We start from the raw sequence: 18,792 nt of genomic DNA, 5'->3' as shown, positions 1-18,792 counted from the left end.
TGCATTTTTTAAATTCAAACTGAGTATAAGAAATAAGATTGAGTTTTAAAATAAAATTTATTCATGCGATTGCCCTGCAACTAAATTCAATATATTTTAATAATCAAAGAGGATTCTCAATAATTATCAAGAAATAGTTTTGAGATGGTAATTTATCAAAAGTATAGCCTGGAATAAATATATATTAATTTTATTGTTAAAATTAATAATATTAAGCAAAGTCAAGCTATATTCAAAAGGAGGTGACCTAAATGAAGGAAAAAATTGAAGCTGCTTTAGATAAAGTTAGACCCTCTCTAGAAGCTGACGGGGGAGGTGTTGAGTTGGTAGAAGTTGAAGATAAGGTAGTTAAAGTAAAGTTAACTGGAGCCTGTGGCGGTTGCCCAATGTCTCAAATGACTCTTAAAAATGGTATTGAAAGAGTACTTAAAGAAGAAGTTCCTGAAGTAGAAAAAGTGGAATCTATTTAAATAAAAGACTTCAGGTTCTGCTTTTATCATTGAGCAGGACCTGAAGTTTTAAACTCATTATTTCTTTTATTTTAAGCTGTCTCAATACTTCCTACATCCTCTAAACCATACTTTTCAATAGCCTCTTCTCGTAACTTATACTTCTGCACCTTACCGCTAGCAGTCAAAGGATAACTATCTACTATCTCTATCTTTTTAGGTAGCTCAGCTTCAGGAATCTTCCCTTTAAGCTCTTTGTATAAGTCTTGGGCAGTAACTTTATCTCCTTCCTTAAGTTGAACATAGGCCATTACCTCTTCCCCATAATCTTCATCAGGAATACCTACTACCTGGGCACTCTTAACTGATTCGTACTTATAAAAGTATTTTTCTACATCACTAGGACAGATTCTTTCTCCGTCTCTGATAATCAAATCTTTAATTCTACCCTTAATTTGACAGTAACCCTGCTCATCCATTACTGCTAAGTCTCCAGTATACAGCCAACCTTCTTGATCAATTTTTACTTTAGTGTCGCTAGGCATCTTATAATATCCTTCCATTACGTGAAAGCCTCTAGTACATAGCTCACCTGGAGTCCCATTTTCCACCTGCAAACCTGTTTCAGGATCCACTATCTTTACTTCCACATTTGGTAAGGCCCTACCCACTGTAGAAATTCTCTTTTCAATTGGATCATCAAATCTAGTCTGAGTTATTACTGGAGAAGCTTCAGTTAAACCATAAGCAATGGTCATTTCAGTAGCTCCCATCTTCTTAATAACCTTTTTAACTAACTCATCTGGACAGGCTTCCCCAGCCATAATTCCAGTTCTTAAAGAACTTAAATCATACTCTGCAAAGTTAGGATGTTCTAGCTCAGCAACAAACATATTCGGCATCCCGTGCAAAGCAGTACATTCTTCAGCAGCTACTACTTTTAAAACCTCTTCAGCATCGAATTTAACTAAAGGTACCATAGTAGCCCCTTTAGTTACACAAGCTAAGGTTCCTAAGCCGCAACCAACACAATGGAAGAAAGGAACTGGAATACACATTCGATCAGCTGCAGTTAAATTCATACATTCTGCTACATAATGAGCATTGTTGATAAGATTAGTATGAGTCAACATGACTCCTTTATGAAAACCAGTAGTCCCTGAAGTATACTGTATATTAATTACTTGATCAGGCTGAAGAGTGTTTTGTCGTCCCTTAAGCCTAACCGCCGGCACACCTTTACCTAGGTCCATTATTTCATTCCAACTATACATCCCCGGGGGCGTTTGACCCTCACCAATATAAATTACATTTTTTAGTTGGGGTAGCTTTTGAGAATTAAGTTCACCTGGTTCAGAATTTTTTAACTCCGGACAGATTTGATACAGAGTTTCAACATAGTTATTTTTCTCCCCAGATGATAAAATTAAAGTTTTAGCATCGGAGTTTTTCAACAAATACTCCAGCTCCTTAGCCCGATAATCTGTATTAACGGTAACTAATACTCCCCCCATTTTTCCAGTAGCAAACTGACTTATTAACCACTGCGGATGATTATGTCCCCAGATAGCTATATGTTCTCCCGTTTCAATCCCTAACTTCATTAATCCCTTAGCAGCCCGATTGCAGATGTTTCTAAACTGGCGATAGCTATACCTGATTCCTTGATCTGCATAAACTACTGCTTCCTGCTGAGAATACTGATTTGCTCTTTTATCCAGCAACTCACCTAAAGTTATTTCCAACTCCCCCATGCTTAAGAACCCCCTATTTAAATATTCAACTGAACTTAAAACAAAAATCTTCCATCCCTTGCCTAGGAGACAGAAGAATAATTTCTTATCTACTGTATTTCTTTGCAGTTAAAAATTAATATATCTTAGTTTTTAAAATAAGTTTATTTAAACGCTTGAGTATATCTGAAAATTTACTGCTCACAAAAGCAATAGTTATTTTTAAAGTTATGAAATTATTATTTGTTACCATAGATTTTAGCACATTTCAATTTAGGAGTCAAGATATATCTCATTTTCAAGGTTAAAATAGCTTTTTTATTCAGTTAAATCCTTTTAATGATTATTTTTACTATTAAAAAGAAACTATTTACTTTTAGCTCTTAAATGCAAGGGCAAAATCTGTTCTTCATCCAAGACAATACTCTTTCCATAGGCTAAGCGAGTAAATTTATTTTCAGCTTGATTCAAAGGCATCCCCATTAACTCTACTTCCCTTAAGTCCCCTTCTCCTAGCTCAGTTCTAATCAAGCTATGCAGATATTGCACAGCTTGCTGTCTAAATCCCAATAATCGGGCTCCAACAGTATCGGTAGCCACTGGATCAGTACCGACTACCAATAAGTCTGCATTAACAGCTTTTCCTTGAGAAGGGCCCGTACCCACCATTCCTTGATCTCCACTTAGAATCGTTAAATCAATAGGAATTAATTCAGCCATAGCGGTAATAAATTCGTGTAAATGCTCATGAATACCGCAAGCCGCCTTAGGAAAACCATGAATCTCTGCTGGAGGCCAAGCTAAAGCAATATTTTTAATTCCTAAAGATACTGTTGCTTCTTCATGATGCTTTATTTGGGTATAAGAAACCAAAAAATCAGTCTCTACTAATAATTTATTTAGCTTAATCTCTTTAATCTCAGGATGTTCAAGTTCAAATTTTTGATAAGGACCATAGTTGAGATCTACAAACTCCACTCCTGTAGCCTCGATAATCTGTTGATAGCCGCTCTGCTTTAATACCTCAGTAGTTTCTGCCCCTCCAGAACCAGTAGCTACTACTATTCTTTGCGGAGCCAAACTTTGAAAGTATTCTATTAATTTTCTTAAAGAATCGGGCCCGACTACAGTTCCCGTCTGTGGAGCATTAGTATTAACCCAATTAGGAGTAATTGTCACCGCATCTTCACCAGTAATTTCTGCTTCAATAGCTAACTGTGCTAATAAACTTTGTATAATATCGCCCTCTAAACCCTCGCCAATTGCTACTTTAGGCTCTTCAATCCTTCTCTCTCTTAACATATCTATCCCTCCAGAATAGAGTTTTCTTTATCTTACCCTACTCTGGACTAATAAATTCTACTTAAATTTCTTGCTGACACTCACTATAAAGATCATTTTTCTTTAAGCTAAATTGATTCAATAAATACTCATGAGTAGCCAGTGACTTATTAATTACCTTTTGATCAATATATTCTTTTTCCTCTAGATAGTCTTCAAATTCATAAATACAGAGTAAAGAAAGCTTAGTATCCTTTAAAGCAGAGCTTAAGTTCTCTTCCAATTTCAAAAAATCTTCTTTAGAATTAGTCTGCATAACATAACCCGGCTGGCAAACCCAACGAATTCCACTATACCCTCTTGCTTGAGCTGCTGCTACTAAATTTTCGATCTTTTCCGCTAATCCTTTCTTCTCTCCAAACTTATGACTAGCTAACAGCTCTATTATCGATTTAAGTTCTATTGATTCCCTAAAATCTAAATTTTCAATCACCAACCTTTGATATAGATCATCAGCGCAGGAAAAATAAATCAATTCATCATTTTCAAGCCCCTGCTTTATATAAGGAATCATATTTACTAATAGATGTTCAAAACCATAGTAGTAAAACACCGGATGTAAACCAAAAACATCTTCAAAATCCTTAAAGTCATTAAATTTCATAAATAGGAGCCCTCCTTGTTATTCTTAGTTTGACGATAAAATTAATCAGGATTTGACCAAAAGCACCTACAGCACAGCTAGTAGCATCATTCACCTCCCTAAAACTAAATTTAAAATAAAGAGTACTTACTCCCTGCTAGTTAATATACATACAAAGCTTATATAATTTATATGTAAAACTAGTCATAAAAACCCTTATTCCTACTTAATAAAAGGAATAAGGGCTCTAATACTAAACTTAAGCTAACTCTGGCAACCCGACCGTCTTAGTATCACCCCTTAGACTCGTGGTTTTGCGTCCTTATCTTTCAATAAGTATGCCCTTACCTAGAAGTAAACTACTATTATTTTTTGAGAATAAATAATCTTCACTATAGCATGTATTTAAATATACATCTTTAAAATCCTGCATTTTAGAGAAAAAATTCATATTTATTGTATTTTATATCAAGTAACTGTTTAAAATTAACAACAGTAGTTATTATTAACTCAAATCAACAAATTGCAACTGTCTAAGAGCTTCATAAAGAACAATACTGACAGCATTAGCTAAGTTTAAAGCCCTGGCCTCTGCTAGCATAGGAATCCTAATATTATACTCCTGATAAGTCTCCCTAATCTTAGCAGGCAAACCCGCTGTTTCATTACCAAATACTAAAAAATCATTTTGACTATACTCCACCTCTGTATAAAACTGCTTAGCAAACTTAGTAGCAAAGTAAAAGTTATAATCTGAATACTTTTCTATTAGTTCTAATAAACTATCATAATAATAAACATCCAATAAATGCCAATAATCTAAACCGGCTCGCCTTAAAGTCTTTTCATTGGTAGAAAAGCCTAGAGGTTTAATCAAGTGCAAAGCAGCTCCCGTACAAGCACAAGTTCTAGCAATATTGCCGGTATTAGGTGGAATCTGTGGTTGATAAAGTACAATATTCATCACTTAACACTCCCTAAATGCTATTTACTTAAGGATTTCTTCAAAAACTAACTTCCTCCTCTTTTAAGGCTTATTAATTATAAATATCAATAAAACTAGCCTTTTTTATACTAACTTTCCCTACTTTAATATAATTAGCTTTAGAATTAAAATATAATATATAACGAGGTGGTTATATAAGGAAAGGGAGGTTGAAGAGTACATGTCTATTAAAACAGAGCCAGTAAAGGAACTGGATAAGATGGATAATGTAGCTAATACAATGTTAAATAATGATAAATCTTATTTATATGTAGTTAACGATCACAACAAGTTAAGAGGTTATATTTCACGAGCAGATCTGCTATATTATCTATTAGAGGTAGGGGAAAAAAATGATAAATCTAGTCCCCATTAATACTTTAAACGAAGTTCAACAATGGTTAATTGCCAATCAAAGCAGCGACAAAGCAGTTTATGTAATAGCACTACTGATGGCCTTTGGCTTACTAGCAGTTCTATTTACTAAGAAAATCAAGATGCCTATTATAGTAGGTTATGTCTTTTTAGGAATCTTACTTAGTATCAGTCTTATTCGTCGTTTACCTTTCTTATCTGGTGAGCAAAAAGATTGGTACGCTTTTACGTTAACTAACTTCAGTTATGTAGCTGATTTAGCTCTAGGCTTTATTGCCTTTACTATTGGTACTGAGCTATCAGTTAAGATCTTTAAAAATTTAGGACAGAAGATATTTTTAATTGTGGTAGCTCAAGCACTAGGAGCCTTCATCTTAGTAACAATTACCATAGTGCTAGTTGGGCAGCCCATCTATGTAGCCTTAATTTTAGGAGCAGTTGCTACTGCTAGCGCTCCTGGCTCTACAGTGATGGTTTTAAAAGAGTATCAAGCCGAAGGATTACTTACCTCATTAATTATGGCCGTAGTAGGTATTGGAGATGCTGTAACACTTATTATCTTCAGTTTAGCAGAACCCATTGCTTTAATTAAACATTCTGGAGTAGGAGAAGTTACTTTCAGCTCTACTCTCTTACCCCCACTACTGGAGATAATAGGTTCTGTAGTAATGGGACTTATAATCGGCTATCTATCTCAAAAAATGATCCTCTCTTTTCACGATAAAACCAAAAAAATATTAACGGTAGTGGCTACAATAACTGGAGCTTTAGCCTTATCACTGTTACTACATTTATCACCTTTAATTACTAATATGGCGGTAGGCTTTGCCTATAGAAACTTCAGTCGCCGCAAATTAGGAATTGCTGCCAGTGTAGAAGCTATGACTACCCCGCTCTACGCTATGTTCTTTATCATAGCCGGTGCTAAAATTAAGCTTTCTACGCTAACTTCTCCCTATTTTTTATTCATAGCTGGAGTATATATAGTCTCTAGAGTTATCGGTAAAATCGGCGGAGCTTATATAGGAGCTAAGTTAGTAAATGCCGAAACAAAGATCAAAAAGTATATAGGTTTTGGACTTTTATCGCAAAGTGGTTTATCCTTAGCTCTAGCTTTTACAGTACAACAGGATTTTGCTAGTACCCCTGAGATAGCTTTACTGATCTTTAATATTATCCTTTTTACTAGTGTGCTGAGTGAGGTCTTCGGGCCCTTAGCTACCAAGTATGCTATTATTCAAGCAGGGGAGATTAATAACTAAGATCAGAAGTCAGGCGTTAATCAGCGCCTGACTTTTTATATTTAAATTTTTTTCAGTACTTCGTTTATCTCTTCTTCACTATAAACTTGAATCCCATTCTTTTCAAATAAGGCAGCCGTTACTCCCAAACCTTCCTTAAGTTCACCATTGAACTTACCAGCATAAATCTGCTTATTAGCACAAGAGGGACTCCTAGCTTTTAAAATAGCCAAGTTAGCTCCATTAGCCCTAGCCTGTTGTAAGGCCTGATAGGCTCCTTCAATAAACTCACTAGTTAAGTCTCTGTTCTGTTTATCGACTACTTTAGCCTCACCAGCTAACACATCGCTGCCATCTCCACCTTGAATTTCAGCTGGGGGACGCGGAGTTGGTAGTTCGGCTAAACTTTCCGGACAGACCGGTATCAGTTGCATTCTTTCAAATAGCTGTAATACCTGTTCATTTTCATTATTTTCTCCATTATACTTACAATCAAAGCCTAATAAACAGGAACTTACCATAATCATCTTTGCTGCTCCCCTCAAATTTAATTTAACTACTCACCTCTATTAGTTTCTTTAATCATCGTTTCCTTTCTTAAATCACTACAACTACACTTTTGCTCTAGCGTCGTATCTTTAATAGCTTTTAATATAATCTCGGCAATCACCTGGCCCTGATTATGAAATAGCTCTTTTAATTCATCATGACTCCAGTCTTCCACAATCCCTTCCGCATAATTAACTACTAAATAGACTCCGGCATAACAGGCTCCAATCTCCCGAGCTAAATAGACTTCAGGACATAGAGTCTGTCCTACTACATCACCGCCCCCTTGCTTATAAAGCTGAATTTCAGCCGGACTTTCAAAGTGCCTACCCTCAGTAACCACATAGTTTCCTCGCTGAAAGGCTCTCCCTAAGGGGTTATCTTTAGCCTGCGAATATAAGTTTTGATGTAGTTCTGGGCAGATAGCCTGCCTCATCATTAATAGATAGCCTTGATTTAAGTCTACATCTTTACGCAAGGACTGATCTATATAGTCGCTAGGAACTACTATATCGCGAGGCTCTAAAAGATGATTGATAGCTCCTACTCCACCTTCGGCAATAATCCTCTTAACTCCTGCTTGCATAAAAACCCAAAAAATCTGTTGAGAGGCCCGGGCCCGACTCAAATCCTCCTGCCACTTTCGCCAACCGTGCATCTTACAGGTTAAAACCCGCTTGCCAGCCACTGTAAACAGCTTAAACTCCGGGCTCTGCCCATAAGGAGTTTCAAAAACTAAACCCTTCCTTAAAACCTCTACCTCTGCTAAGCCCAAACTTTCCGGAAAGTCTATAGCATAGGTACTAGAACCACCAATAACCGCAAACTCCGCTGCTGGAATTTTTACTGCCATTGTTTATCCATCAACTCCTATCATTATAGTTATTCGATACAGTTTCAGCTACTCCTTTAAAAAATTAAGCAATTATCTTTTTATTTACTGCCGCAGCTACTCTTTTCAAATCTGCTATTAAATCGCCGAACTCCTCTGGAGTTAAAGACTGCTGTCCATCACAAAGGGCTTGCTCAGGTTGGGGATGAGTCTCCACAATTATCCCGTCAGCTCCGGCCCCAATACCTGCTCTAGCTAAAGGTTTTACCAGACTACTTTGACCAGTCCCGTGGCTAGGATCAATAATTATCGGCAAATCGGTCTTTTCTTTAATCAAAGCAATAGCATTGAGATCTAAAGTATTGCGAGTAGCCGTTTCAAAGGTTCTAATTCCTCTTTCGCAGAGAATAACCTGAGAATTTCCATAAGAAATTATATATTCAGCAGCCGATAACCATTCCTTAATAGTAGCAGCATAGCCACGCTTTAAAAGTACCGGCGTATCCACCTGCCCTAACTTCTTTAATAAGCCAAAGTTCTGCATATTCCGAGAACCAACTTGGAGAATATCAGCGTACTGATTAACTAAGTCTAAATCTTCAGAGTCCAATACTTCGGTCACTATTTTCAATCCCGTTTCCTCTCGCGCAGTAGCTAAAATCTCTAGACCTCTTTTACCCAAGCCTTGAAAGCTATGAGGTGAAGTGCGTGGTTTAAAAGCACCTCCGCGTAAAATTTTAGCCCCTCTTTTTTTAACCTCCACAGCAGTTTCTAAAAGCTGTTTTTTGCTCTCCACGGCGCAGGGCCCGGCCATTATTGCTAGTTCCTCACCACCAATTTTCAAGTCAGCTACCTCCACTACCTGTTGATGCTTTTCTACTGTCAAATCTGCTAACACTTTAATCACTCCTTAAGTTTTTATTAAATACAAAAAACTACTCTGCCTGCTGTTAGGACGAAACAGAGTAGTTAAATTCCGTGGTACCAACCTAACTGAACTATGCAAAAAAAATTTACATAATCCACTAGTTTGAATAACGACCTTGCTGCCGGCATAACTTACTAAACTAAGTTCAGCTACACAGCTCCAGAGCGAAATTTCGAACAAAGCTTCTCTAGAGGTACTTACAGCCAGTGGTACCTCCTCTCTAAAAAAGAAAAGTCTTAGTCTACTTAACTCCTTCTTAGCCTTTAAATACCTATTAACTTTTAGTGAAATCAAAAAAACTCCCCGCCTCCTATTTCAGAAGCGAAGAGTTTAATATTCGCGTTACCATTCTGCTTGATTGACTAACTTAGTCAACCCACTTAATCAGGATACGAGATCACTTAATCCTTATATCCTCTTCCCTAGATAACGGAGGACAGCCGACTTAGTCTACTTAAGTTTCAACTAGTAACTCCAGAGCGAAGTTTCACTATTAACTGATAATACCAGGCTCTCACCAACCCCAGCTCGCTATAATTATAGCTAACAGCTACTTTTCTCCTTCTTAGTTTTTAATACCTAATTTGTATTTTAAAGTATTATAACAGATCTAATTTAAATTGTCAATAAAAATTTTAACTAACTACTCGCTAATTCTGTAAAAAATCCACTGCCGTCTGAGCTAAAACAGCAACCCCATCCTTTAACACAGCTTCATCAACCACAAACTCCGGATGGTGATGAGTAATCTGTTCTTCAGCCGAAGGAGCAATTCCTAAAAAGAATAAAACAGCAGGCACTGCCTGAGCAAAGTAAGCAAAGTCCTCACCGGCCATAATAGGCTTTTGAAACTTCTCTACTTTATCCTCAGCTAATACCTTTTTAGCAGCTTCTTTAAGTAACTCTGTCATCTGTGAATCATTAACTACTGGAGGAAAATAACGTAGATAATCAAAGTCATAGTCAGCTCGCTGAGTTTTAACAGTTCCAGCTATAGTATCCTCCATTAATTGAGGTGTTTTTTCTCTCAACTGACTACTTAAGGTTCTCACCGTTCCTTCGAGCAGAACTTGACTAGGAATGATATTATGCGTTTCTCCAGCTTCAAGATGACAGACTGAAATAACCAGAGGCTCCAAAGGATCAGTCTGCCGACTAACAATATTTTGTAAAGCAGTGATCACCTCAGCAGCTATAGGAATCGGGTCAACGCAGTTATGAGGCTGAGCAGCATGGCCACCTTTACCATGAATACGGATAAAAAAACGATCGGAGGCTGCCATTACTGGGCCCGCTCTACACTGAACTACACCTTTAGGAATAGCTCCCCAAACGTGTAAACCCAAAGCTGCATCAACTTCTGGTTCTTTTAAAACGTCCGCTTCAATCATTTTAGCTGCTCCTCCCTCCTGCTCTTCGGCAGGTTGAAAGAGAAACTTAATATTTCCTTTCAATTCAGCCTGTAGTTCATTTAAAACCATAGCCGCCCCGAGCAGCATTGCTACGTGAGCATCATGTCCACAAGCATGCATGACTCCAGAATTTTGAGAAGCATAGTCCAGCCCAGTTTCTTCCTGTATAGGTAAGGCATCCATATCTGCTCTCAATAAAATCGTTTTTCCAGCTCCACCTTTATTTTTTTGCAAAGCACAGACTCCGGTTTTAGCCAATCCTGTTTCTAGCTCTAAACCCAGCTCTTTTAATTTATCAATAACTAACTTAGCTGTATTTTCCTCAGCAAAAGCTAGTTCAGGATTTTGATGAATACTTCGCTGAATTTCAATTATTTCTGCTTCAAACTTTTTTGCTAGTTTCAAAATTCGTTCTCTTAACATCTTCCTCCCCCTTTCTGCTAATATTATCATATTCTCTGCTGGAAACTCCTGTGTTTAATTTTGAAAATAATTTATTATCTATTACTCCATCAACTCCAAATCCCCTTTAAAATACATAATTAAATAACCTCTAGTTCAAACTAATTTAAGAGGTGATAAGAATGATATTAACAAATTTAGCCGGGCCCTTTTTACTTTTATTAGGAACTATTTTGATGCTTTTAGTAGTAGAGTGGGAAGCTATTAAAGAGCTATTGCTCTTTGGTATTTTCGGAGGTTTTGGAATAGGTCTAGCATTAAACTATATAATGCAAAATGTATTTGGATTTTGGATTTTTCAAAATGCAGACCTAATTAATTTCTTTGGTATTCCTATTCTATTATCTGCTGCTTGGACTCCAGTAATAATTATCTTTGCTTACTTGATAATTAATAGCGATGCTTCTATGAATATCGGTACTCTATTGGCTTTTCCTTTAGCAGCAGCTCTAGTACAGTATCTATTAACTCTTAATCAGATGCTGACCTTAAATAATTGGAATTTAGTCTTTAGTTATCTGCTTTCTTTAACTATTCACGCTGGGTTGATTGGAGCTTTATATTTGATTGCTCAGTTTGATACGGCGGAGATTTAAGCAATATTGTTATATTGTTGAAGTCAAGTTCAAAGGCAAATCTGACACAGCGCCCTGAAGCGACGCTTGATCTTTAGCTAGTCATTACTCTGGGAAGCTGTTTTTTGCTGACTGAGGAAGTACTCTTGGGGTGATAAGTTCAAAACATTAAAACCTTTTTGACGCAGACTAAAATCTGACTAAGTTCTGACTAAACATTAAGAGATAAGTTCAAAACTAAAATTAAGTTTTAAAAAAATAAATTGGCTTGGACTTGTTAGATATAGTATAAATCAAGTTTAAATTAAGTTTTAAAAATTTCAATGTTTTATGTTCTTGTCAGATTTTTGTCGGAACTTAGTCACCCCAAGGGCACTTCCCAGAGTAATGACTAGCCAAAATAATGGCGTCGCTACGGGGCGCTGCGTCTAATTGTTTTTGAACTTTATCTTTTGATCTTAATTTATCCTCTATCCTCTATCATCTATCCTCTGTCCTCTGAAACAATAGACCGATATTGTTTTATTAATACCTTACCTAATTCCCAAAATATAAAATACATTGCCATCGGCAAGCGCATCTCTATCTAATCCATAAAGATACTTCAACTCCTTGACAGCTTGCTTAGTATCTTCCCTAAATCTCCTATTAGCATCTCCAGGATCAAAACCGTACTCTCTGATCTTTTCCTGAAAAGACATTACCTCCATGCTTACTTCACCAGGTTGGATAGGATAGGTTAATTGAACATACTCTCTAGGGCCCACTACCTTCACCTTAGTTCCTACTTCTACCCAAGAATATAACAGATTAACATCCTGATTAAACATTCTCACACAGCCGTTACTAGTAGCATAGCCGATAGAGCCGGGTCGATTAGTACCATGAATACCATAACTCCCCCCCACTGCATTAAGTCGCATCCACTTATCACCAAAGGGAGTTCCCTCCCACATATCTACTTTTTCAACTATCCGCCATTCCCCCACCGGTGTTCTAGAATCAGACTCACCAACTGCTACCGGAAAGGTATAGTACTCCTCTCCATCTTCATAAACTGTCAGTTGGCGAGCATAGGTATTTACTAACAAAGAAACCTCACCTTCCGGAGCAGCTATCTCTTCCTTAGTTCCTTGAAACTGCTGCCCCAGAACCTGTTCTTCCTGCTTAGTCACTTCTTCAACACAGCCGCAGGGAACTGAAAAGTCTGAATCGCTAACTTCAATGGCAAATAAAAGCACAATAAGCAAGGAAAAAACTAGTACTTTCGACCTCATTATTTCAACCCCAGTATTATAGGTTTTAGACTACTAATTAAAATTTATATCTAAAAACCTAATTTAATGCTTAAAATGAAAAATTTAAGCAAATAACTCCTTGCTTACCTTCTCTAGCACCTCTAAACCTCTAATTTCATGTGGAAAAACTGGTACTTCTATAATTTCCAAATGTCCATGTTCACGATAAATTCGATGCAAATAACCTACTTGCTGAGCCGATTTTTGACGTAAAAAATCGGAATCAGGATTTTTAATCACATTATTAACGATTAAATTACTGAACTTAAACCCATACTCATTTAATTGAGCAAAAGCCCTATTTAACTGCTCGACAGCTAAAGCTTCAGGAATAGTAACCATATTAAACTGAACTTCCTGTCTCAAAAAGTCTATATTTTTTTGAGACAGCTCTTCCCAACCCTTGATAATATCGAAGATTGAACGACGACTCTCTTCACCGGTTTTCAGCTTAGAATAAATACGCGGTGCAGCCTTAAGATGCTCTCTTAACATCGCTGGCATCTGTAACAGACTCATAGTCTGCCCTAGAGGAGCCGTATCCCAAATAATTCGTTGATAATCACCAGCTAAATGGAGTTCACGAATATAGTCAACTATAAACTCTTCCTGTAAACCGGGCAAGATCGAAGTAATAAAGTCCACAAAGTCTTGATACTCAATATCTACAAAAGCAGAAAAAATTTCATAGACCTCCTGTCCAAACTTCTGATCCCACATCTCTTTAACCTCTTCTACTCCTAATTCAGCTAAATGGAGGTTTTCTAGCACTTCGGCGGGCCCTGAAGTTGACTGTACTTTAAAAATATCAGCTAAGGAAGGGTTGGAATCGGTAGAAATAATCAGAGTTTGCTGACCTTGCTGAGCATAATGTAAGGCTGTAGCTCCGGCACAGGTGGTCTTACCTACTCCCCCCTTACCTCCAAACATAATTACCTTATTCTTTTTCATCATCACACCTCCTACAAAAAGCATCTACATTTTGGGCTTATTTCTAGATAAGCTCCAAAATTACCTGCTTAAAAGATATTTTAAAATATTCTCACATAAACTTAAAAAATAAAAACAGGAACTTTAGTTAATTATAGCTAATTATAAACTAAAGGAGGGATAATAACATGGAAGCTATTAGTGCAATAAGCGAAGGATATCAGGACATGAGCAACAGTGTTCAGCAGGCTATGAGTATGAACTCTTTACAGGAGGCTATGAATCAAAACGAAGAAACTGTGGAAACCCTTCTTGAAAGTGTAGAGGAAACAGCAGATACAGCAACTAGACAAGAATTAGAACAAGCAGTAAGCCCTCATTTGGGCCAGAACATAGACACTACAGTCTAAACTACAAAATCGCCTCACTGTTAACTACATCAGTGAGGCGATTATTTTTAAAAGAAGTCGAACTCTAAAGTCTATAATCTTTCATTTATTACTTCCGGAGTTAAATTAACTTCCTCCATAAACTCTTCAACCTCTGCTGCCTTCAAAATTCCTTGCAGGAAAAATAACTTAATAAACCCTTCTTCACCCTCTCTTAACTTTTGCAGCATAATCCCTATAGCTTGATCTAAGTTACCGGACTTGACATAGGCCATAAACTGATAATTTTCCAGAGTCTGCTCCGAAATCAGCTCTGCTTCCTCCTCTAAAATCTGTTCAGCTTGTTCAGCCTTTAGTAAAGCTCTATACTTAATTAATAACTCATAAGGATGATTAACCTCTCTAGTTATTACTTGCTCTAAGCCTGCTTGAAAGCCAGCACTCTCTTGATCTTCATAATCCAGTATTAATTGAGCATAATCCACTAGCAGCGAATTTAGTTCTTCTTTTCTAGCCTGACTAATAACTTCCTTAAGTCTATCCTGCTCTGCTAATTCATAAGCTCCTATCTCTCCAATGTCCTCTATCAGTTCTTGAAAGGATTCCTCAAAGTTAGTCAGTTCATTTAAATAATTTAATTGCTCACAGTTACAGATAGTTTGATACAGTTCAGCTAGTATTAATTCTGTAGAATTAATATTTGCTAAGTCTAACTCCTTTAATTTACTTAAAAATGCTAATTTGGAAGCAGCAAATACTCCCTTATCAAGAACTTTTAGCAAAGTAACTAATAAATCTTCTTCCTCACCGATTAACTCTTCAATTTCAGTCACCAATTGTCCTAGTTCATCATTTCCTAACTCTAATAAAACCTTCAAGTAATCAGCTACTAAATCCCAATCCTCAAAGTCTTCCTTAACCTTAGCTAGCTGCAAAGCTTGATCAAGATAGTCCGCTGCTGTCTCAAGCTCAGCTAAGTTATAGTAAACCTCTGCTAATAGATAATTAAAGTCAATATTATCTCGATGATGTTCTTCAATTGAAGTAGCATACTCCGCCACCTCTTCATACTTTCCAGCTAGTGAAAGCTGATTCAAAAAAGGTAAAACTAACTTTGAATCGGCAGATATATCATTCTTAATAACCTCTAAGAGACCATCCGCTTGCTCCCAATTACCCGATAACAGTATCTGATCCAGCTCATCAGAAAGATCAAACATTTCTATAAAGCGATGCAAATAGCTTTCGATAACCTCTAATTCAGTATCTGAAGTTAAATTAAAGGTATCTATAACAGTTTCTAGCAAATAACTATAATTCCCTTGCTGTTCATAGTCCAATTTAGCAAAGTTATCAGCCCAAAATTCAAAAGCATCTTTAAAACGTTCTTGACCCAATAAAATCCCTATTTTAACATCAATAATAACAGCATTATCCGGAGCTAAACTGTAAGCTTTTTCTATCAGTTCCAAAGCCTCTTTACTCTGGTTTTGTTGAGATTTAAGCTCTGCTTTCAGCAACAAAAAGTTGGCTGTTTCCTCTAACTCTTCTTCTGCTGCTGCCATAACTTCAGCTGCCATTTCTGACTTACCACTATCAATTAACAGACCTATTAAAGCCTCAATATAATCATTTTCCAGCTCAGTCCCTAAGATTCGCCATACTCTACTCAGATATTCTTCAGCTATTGGATAGTTTTGATTAGCTAAACTATAAGTAGCAATTATCATATTAAAATCAATATCTAAAGGATAATCCTTAATAGCCTCTATAGCAATGTTATAACGTTTTTCTCTATGCTCTGGTTTAAAGGGACTTAACTCATTTAACTGCTGCTGATAATGCTCTTTAGGCTGCTCAGCCTTTACTTGCAAACAACACTTTTTATACTTTCTTTCACTGCCGCAAGGACAGATATCATTTCTACCTATCTTAACTGATCTACGCACGGTTTCTGTTTTTTTATTCAGCTTAAGATTATTATTTTTATTTAATTCTACCACCAAATCACCCTCCTTTAAAAGATAGAACAAAGTTAGTTTTTATAGTGAAGAAACAGAATCCACAATTCTTAAGTTATCTCTTTTACTCAAATCAACTTCCCTAAAGCTATCCACCTTTTTACCACCCTCTTCTTTAATCAGTCTAATAATAGGAGTTAAAATGTTATCTTTATCTACCTTAGTTACTATCCCAGTTTTACCATTACTAAGCTTAACTATAGAGCCTACCGGATAAACAGGAATATTTTCTAAAAACTTTTCTACTACCTGAGGATTCAAGTTTCCTTTTTCCTCTTCCTCCCTAATTATCTCAACAGCTTCTAAGGAAGAGACAGCATCTCTATAAGCCCGATCATTGGTTACAGCATCAAAAATGTCAGCTACCGCAGTAATCTGAGCTCCAGTTAAGATTTCTTCCCCCTTTAAGCCTCTAGGGTAGCCGCTCCCATTGTACTTTTCATGGTGCTGATAGGCTATATGAGCACTAAGAATACTTATTTCCTCGCTTGCTTTCAGAATATTAAATCCTTCTCGAGAGTGCGTCTTCACCTTTGCAAACTCTTCTTCAGTTAAGCTACCCGGCTTAGTAAGTATTGATTTATCGATTTTAGTCCTACCTATGTCGTGAAGCAGGGCCCCAATAGCAATTTTTTGTATATCTAACTGGTTAAAACCCATACTTATAGCTGTCTTAATTGATAAAATAGCTACATCAACTGAGTGCCCAAAAACATACTCATCATAAGCTCTAATATCACTTAAATGTATTACTGCTTTTCTATTTTGCTGTAACTCATCAACTAGATTTTTAGAAACATTCTTAATATCCTTAACATTACTTAAGACTTCATTCTCTTTAATTGAGTATAGACAGTCCTTAATAGTAGTTAAAGCCTTATCTTTAAGTCCTTTAGAAACAGATTCAGGCTGTTCTACATTAGGTACCTCTTCATTTTCAACATACACCGCTGGAATATTTTTATCCTCTAATCTACTTATATACTGCTCCTTAATAACTACTCCTTCACTCAGCAAAACGGTTCCATCAGCTAGAGTAGTCGACTTAGCTAGCTTCATTCCCGGTTCTAAATCTGCTATTTTCACTTTATACATAGCTTCCACTCCAATTCTATTTATTAGTAAAATATAAAAGCCTCTCGACTTAATTATTTCTATAACTTAGCTTTAAATCCTGCTTAAATTTAACATCAACGCTAATTAATTGATATCATTCTTCTAATAAAGACTTACCTGCTAATTATTCTCTAAATTATAATATTTTTAATGACATTCTTTGCTTAAAAAAGCAGGAGTTTCATCCTCTAAAAAAGAACTTCTCATTTAAGGAGGTGTAATTATTCATGAGTTCTAAAAAGTTTGGATTATTAATAGTAATAATGTTAATAGGAGCAGTCTTAGTAGTAGGCTGTCAAGGAGATTCACTAGAAGAAGCAAACAAGGCTGAATCTGCTGAACAGATGGACTTAGCAGAAATTAATAGCTTTGAAGAAGGAGCTTTTGAGGATTCCAATAACTGTGCTGGTTGTCACGGGGAAATTCATGCTGAATGGTCAGAAAGTATGCATCGCTTTGGCTGGGAAAATGAGTTTTATCAACCAGACTACCTCAAAGCTAGCCAAGAAACTGATGGCTTTACTGATGTCTTTTGCGGCGAATGCCATGCTCCCACAGCAGTAAGAACAGGACAGCTACCACCGGCTGACGGTAGCCAATTCGATGCTGTTTCCAAGCAAGGTATCTCCTGTGATTACTGTCATACTGTAAAAGAAGTAGTGGAGCCAGTTAATGTACAGACGGTTTCAGAGCCAGGAGATATTAAACGCGGGCCCAGAGGCGATGGCAGCTCACCAGGACACGAAATTGAATACTCTGAAGTACATACTGAAGCTGCTTTCTGTGGCTCCTGCCACAATGTAGAACATCCTACTAGTGAAGTAGCAGTTATTGACACTTATGATGATTGGAAAGAAGGGCCCTATGCTGAAGAGGGAATTCGCTGTCAAGACTGCCATATGACGCCTACACCAGGAATAGCAGAAAATCCAGGTAAATCATCACCAATGGGAGAGGACAGAGAACATATAGCTACTCATTATTTCCCCGGCGGTAGCGCTTTCTTCCATGAAAAGTCCGGACAAGATGAAAGAGCTGAAATGGCTAAAGAAATGTTAAGAGCAGCAGCCGAATTAGAAGCTGAAGCTACTAGAAACAATGACAGTCTAGAACTACTGACCACAGTAAATAATGTAGGAGCCGGTCATAAAATACCTACCGGAGTTACTTATATTCGCAAAATGTGGTTAGAGGTTACGGTAAGCAATGAAGCAGGGGAAGAAATATATACTTCCGGACATGAAATAGCCGATAACCAGATTGACCCTGAAGCCGTCTTTTATCTTAAGCTTTTTGAAGATGCTGAAGGAAACACTACTAATAAAAGCTGGTTAGCCGAAGATATTGCCTACGACCGCCGCATTCCAGCTCAAGGAAGCGATGAAGAGATCTTTGAAATTCCTGTAGAAACAGATGAAGAGCTTGACATAACAGTGCGGCTTCTCTATAGATCTATGAGCCAAGAAGCAGCGGATGGCTTCGATAGTGAAGAAGAATTAAAAGTGCCTAGTATAGAGATGGCTCGAAAGGAACTACAAGTAGAATAAGTTTTAAATAAAGGGCTCTCTTATAA

The 18,792-nt window shown here is 36.9% G+C and carries 18 protein-coding genes, 1 riboswitch and 2 other annotated features; of the genes, 6 read left to right on the top strand and 12 right to left on the bottom strand.

The features are described 5' to 3' along the window. The first annotated feature begins 251 nt into the window (after window positions 1-251). On the top strand, window positions 252-470 hold the full coding sequence (locus MWH30_RS08690) for a NifU family protein (protein WP_248663685.1): 219 nt from the start codon (window positions 252-254) through the stop codon (window positions 468-470). Window positions 471-541: 71 nt separating this feature from the next. On the opposite strand, the gene MWH30_RS08685 is transcribed toward MWH30_RS08690, so the two are convergent. From MWH30_RS08685 to trmL, 4 genes are all read right to left on the bottom strand, one after another. Beyond that, on the bottom strand, window positions 542-2,203 hold the full coding sequence (locus MWH30_RS08685) for an AMP-binding protein (RefSeq protein ID WP_248663684.1): 1,662 nt from the start codon (window positions 2,201-2,203) through the stop codon (window positions 542-544). A 345-nt stretch (window positions 2,204-2,548) separates the two neighbouring features. After that, entirely contained in the window at window positions 2,549-3,484 is a 936-nt protein-coding gene (locus tag MWH30_RS08680) for a DUF362 domain-containing protein (RefSeq protein ID WP_248663683.1), read from the bottom strand. A gap of 61 nt (window positions 3,485-3,545) precedes the next feature. After that, on the bottom strand, window positions 3,546-4,127 hold the full coding sequence (locus MWH30_RS08675; RefSeq protein WP_248663682.1) for an MEDS domain-containing protein: 582 nt from the start codon (window positions 4,125-4,127) through the stop codon (window positions 3,546-3,548). Between the two features lie 248 nt (window positions 4,128-4,375). After that, window positions 4,376-4,459, bottom strand: a riboswitch (cyclic di-GMP riboswitch). A gap of 152 nt (window positions 4,460-4,611) precedes the next feature. Then, entirely contained in the window at window positions 4,612-5,070 is a 459-nt protein-coding gene (gene trmL / locus MWH30_RS08670; RefSeq protein ID WP_248663681.1) for a tRNA (uridine(34)/cytosine(34)/5-carboxymethylaminomethyluridine(34)-2'-O)-methyltransferase TrmL, read from the bottom strand. Window positions 5,071-5,272: 202 nt separating this feature from the next. On the opposite strand from trmL, the gene MWH30_RS08665 reads away from it, so the two are divergent. Further along, window positions 5,273-5,467: a CBS domain-containing protein gene (locus MWH30_RS08665; RefSeq protein WP_248663680.1), complete on the top strand. Its 195-nt coding sequence runs from the start codon at window positions 5,273-5,275 to the stop codon at window positions 5,465-5,467. Continuing rightward, window positions 5,445-6,728 (top strand): cation:proton antiporter, encoded by a 1,284-nt coding sequence (locus MWH30_RS08660; protein ID WP_248663679.1) that lies wholly within the window; start codon window positions 5,445-5,447, stop codon window positions 6,726-6,728. Before MWH30_RS08665 ends, MWH30_RS08660 begins: the two co-directional genes overlap by 23 nt. Before the next feature lie 41 nt (window positions 6,729-6,769). Here the strand turns inward: MWH30_RS08660 and MWH30_RS08655 are convergent, their stop codons facing one another. The 4 genes from MWH30_RS08655 to MWH30_RS08640 all read right to left on the bottom strand — a co-directional run bounded on the left by MWH30_RS08655 (window position 6,770) and on the right by MWH30_RS08640 (window position 10,851). Then, window positions 6,770-7,234 (bottom strand): 2-thiouracil desulfurase family protein, encoded by a 465-nt coding sequence (locus tag MWH30_RS08655; RefSeq protein WP_248663678.1) that lies wholly within the window; start codon window positions 7,232-7,234, stop codon window positions 6,770-6,772. 29 nt (window positions 7,235-7,263) lie between these two features. Beyond that, on the bottom strand, window positions 7,264-8,109 hold the full coding sequence (locus MWH30_RS08650; protein WP_248663677.1) for an MTAP family purine nucleoside phosphorylase: 846 nt from the start codon (window positions 8,107-8,109) through the stop codon (window positions 7,264-7,266). Window positions 8,110-8,173: 64 nt separating this feature from the next. Next, a complete protein-coding gene (gene aroF / locus MWH30_RS08645) occupies window positions 8,174-8,992 on the bottom strand; it encodes a 3-deoxy-7-phosphoheptulonate synthase (RefSeq protein ID WP_372494153.1) in 819 nt (272 codons plus the stop codon). 44 nt (window positions 8,993-9,036) lie between these two features. Continuing rightward, window positions 9,037-9,283, bottom strand: a binding site (T-box leader). A 47-nt stretch (window positions 9,284-9,330) separates the two neighbouring features. Next, window positions 9,331-9,592, bottom strand: a binding site (T-box leader). A gap of 74 nt (window positions 9,593-9,666) precedes the next feature. Next, complete coding sequence (locus MWH30_RS08640) at window positions 9,667-10,851, bottom strand: M20 metallopeptidase family protein (RefSeq protein ID WP_248663675.1); 1,185 nt, start codon at window positions 10,849-10,851, stop codon at window positions 9,667-9,669. A 161-nt stretch (window positions 10,852-11,012) separates the two neighbouring features. Here MWH30_RS08640 and MWH30_RS08635 point away from each other — a divergent pair, with 161 nt between their 5' ends. Beyond that, window positions 11,013-11,486 carry a hypothetical protein gene (locus MWH30_RS08635; protein WP_248663674.1) on the top strand — a complete coding sequence of 158 codons (474 nt, stop codon included), beginning with the start codon at window positions 11,013-11,015 and terminating at the stop codon, window positions 11,484-11,486. A 512-nt stretch (window positions 11,487-11,998) separates the two neighbouring features. On the opposite strand, the gene MWH30_RS08630 is transcribed toward MWH30_RS08635, so the two are convergent. Beyond that, window positions 11,999-12,742: a L,D-transpeptidase family protein gene (locus tag MWH30_RS08630; protein ID WP_248663673.1), complete on the bottom strand. Its 744-nt coding sequence runs from the start codon at window positions 12,740-12,742 to the stop codon at window positions 11,999-12,001. Window positions 12,743-12,826: 84 nt separating this feature from the next. Further along, window positions 12,827-13,714 (bottom strand): ArsA family ATPase, encoded by an 888-nt coding sequence (locus MWH30_RS08625; RefSeq protein WP_248663672.1) that lies wholly within the window; start codon window positions 13,712-13,714, stop codon window positions 12,827-12,829. Window positions 13,715-13,881: 167 nt separating this feature from the next. On the opposite strand from MWH30_RS08625, the gene MWH30_RS08620 reads away from it, so the two are divergent. Further along, window positions 13,882-14,103: a putative motility protein gene (locus tag MWH30_RS08620; RefSeq protein ID WP_248663671.1), complete on the top strand. Its 222-nt coding sequence runs from the start codon at window positions 13,882-13,884 to the stop codon at window positions 14,101-14,103. A gap of 71 nt (window positions 14,104-14,174) precedes the next feature. On the opposite strand, the gene MWH30_RS08615 is transcribed toward MWH30_RS08620, so the two are convergent. Together MWH30_RS08615 and MWH30_RS08610 are read right to left on the bottom strand one after the other, a co-directional pair. Next, window positions 14,175-16,085: an SEC-C metal-binding domain-containing protein gene (locus MWH30_RS08615; protein ID WP_248663670.1), complete on the bottom strand. Its 1,911-nt coding sequence runs from the start codon at window positions 16,083-16,085 to the stop codon at window positions 14,175-14,177. Between the two features lie 39 nt (window positions 16,086-16,124). Next, a complete protein-coding gene (locus MWH30_RS08610; protein WP_248663669.1) occupies window positions 16,125-17,198 on the bottom strand; it encodes an HD-GYP domain-containing protein in 1,074 nt (357 codons plus the stop codon). A 248-nt stretch (window positions 17,199-17,446) separates the two neighbouring features. Here MWH30_RS08610 and MWH30_RS08605 point away from each other — a divergent pair, with 248 nt between their 5' ends. Further along, window positions 17,447-18,766 (top strand): multiheme c-type cytochrome, encoded by a 1,320-nt coding sequence (locus MWH30_RS08605; protein ID WP_248663668.1) that lies wholly within the window; start codon window positions 17,447-17,449, stop codon window positions 18,764-18,766. Window positions 18,767-18,792 lie beyond the last annotated feature (26 nt).

The organism is Fuchsiella alkaliacetigena (assembly GCF_023227765.1).
Lineage (GTDB): Bacteria > Bacillota > Halanaerobiia > Halobacteroidales > Acetohalobiaceae > Fuchsiella > Fuchsiella alkaliacetigena.
This window is presented reverse-complemented; position numbering and strand designations above follow the sequence as displayed.

Coding starts and splice junctions, on each gene's coding strand:
- MWH30_RS08685 (WP_248663684.1), bottom strand. CDS start 2,203: ATGGGGGAGTTGGAAATAACTTTAGGTGAGTTGCTGGATAAAAGAGCA.
- MWH30_RS08650 (WP_248663677.1), bottom strand. CDS start 8,109: ATGGCAGTAAAAATTCCAGCAGCGGAGTTTGCGGTTATTGGTGGTTCT.
- MWH30_RS08630 (WP_248663673.1), bottom strand. CDS start 12,742: ATGAGGTCGAAAGTACTAGTTTTTTCCTTGCTTATTGTGCTTTTATTT.
- MWH30_RS08660 (WP_248663679.1), top strand. CDS start 5,445: ATGATAAATCTAGTCCCCATTAATACTTTAAACGAAGTTCAACAATGG.
- MWH30_RS08610 (WP_248663669.1), bottom strand. CDS start 17,198: ATGTATAAAGTGAAAATAGCAGATTTAGAACCGGGAATGAAGCTAGCT.
- MWH30_RS08675 (WP_248663682.1), bottom strand. CDS start 4,127: ATGAAATTTAATGACTTTAAGGATTTTGAAGATGTTTTTGGTTTACAT.
- trmL (WP_248663681.1), bottom strand. CDS start 5,070: ATGAATATTGTACTTTATCAACCACAGATTCCACCTAATACCGGCAAT.
- MWH30_RS08640 (WP_248663675.1), bottom strand. CDS start 10,851: ATGTTAAGAGAACGAATTTTGAAACTAGCAAAAAAGTTTGAAGCAGAA.
- MWH30_RS08665 (WP_248663680.1), top strand. CDS start 5,273: ATGTCTATTAAAACAGAGCCAGTAAAGGAACTGGATAAGATGGATAAT.
- MWH30_RS08605 (WP_248663668.1), top strand. CDS start 17,447: ATGAGTTCTAAAAAGTTTGGATTATTAATAGTAATAATGTTAATAGGA.
- MWH30_RS08655 (WP_248663678.1), bottom strand. CDS start 7,234: ATGATTATGGTAAGTTCCTGTTTATTAGGCTTTGATTGTAAGTATAAT.
- MWH30_RS08690 (WP_248663685.1), top strand. CDS start 252: ATGAAGGAAAAAATTGAAGCTGCTTTAGATAAAGTTAGACCCTCTCTA.
- MWH30_RS08625 (WP_248663672.1), bottom strand. CDS start 13,714: ATGAAAAAGAATAAGGTAATTATGTTTGGAGGTAAGGGGGGAGTAGGT.
- MWH30_RS08635 (WP_248663674.1), top strand. CDS start 11,013: ATGATATTAACAAATTTAGCCGGGCCCTTTTTACTTTTATTAGGAACT.
- MWH30_RS08680 (WP_248663683.1), bottom strand. CDS start 3,484: ATGTTAAGAGAGAGAAGGATTGAAGAGCCTAAAGTAGCAATTGGCGAG.
- MWH30_RS08620 (WP_248663671.1), top strand. CDS start 13,882: ATGGAAGCTATTAGTGCAATAAGCGAAGGATATCAGGACATGAGCAAC.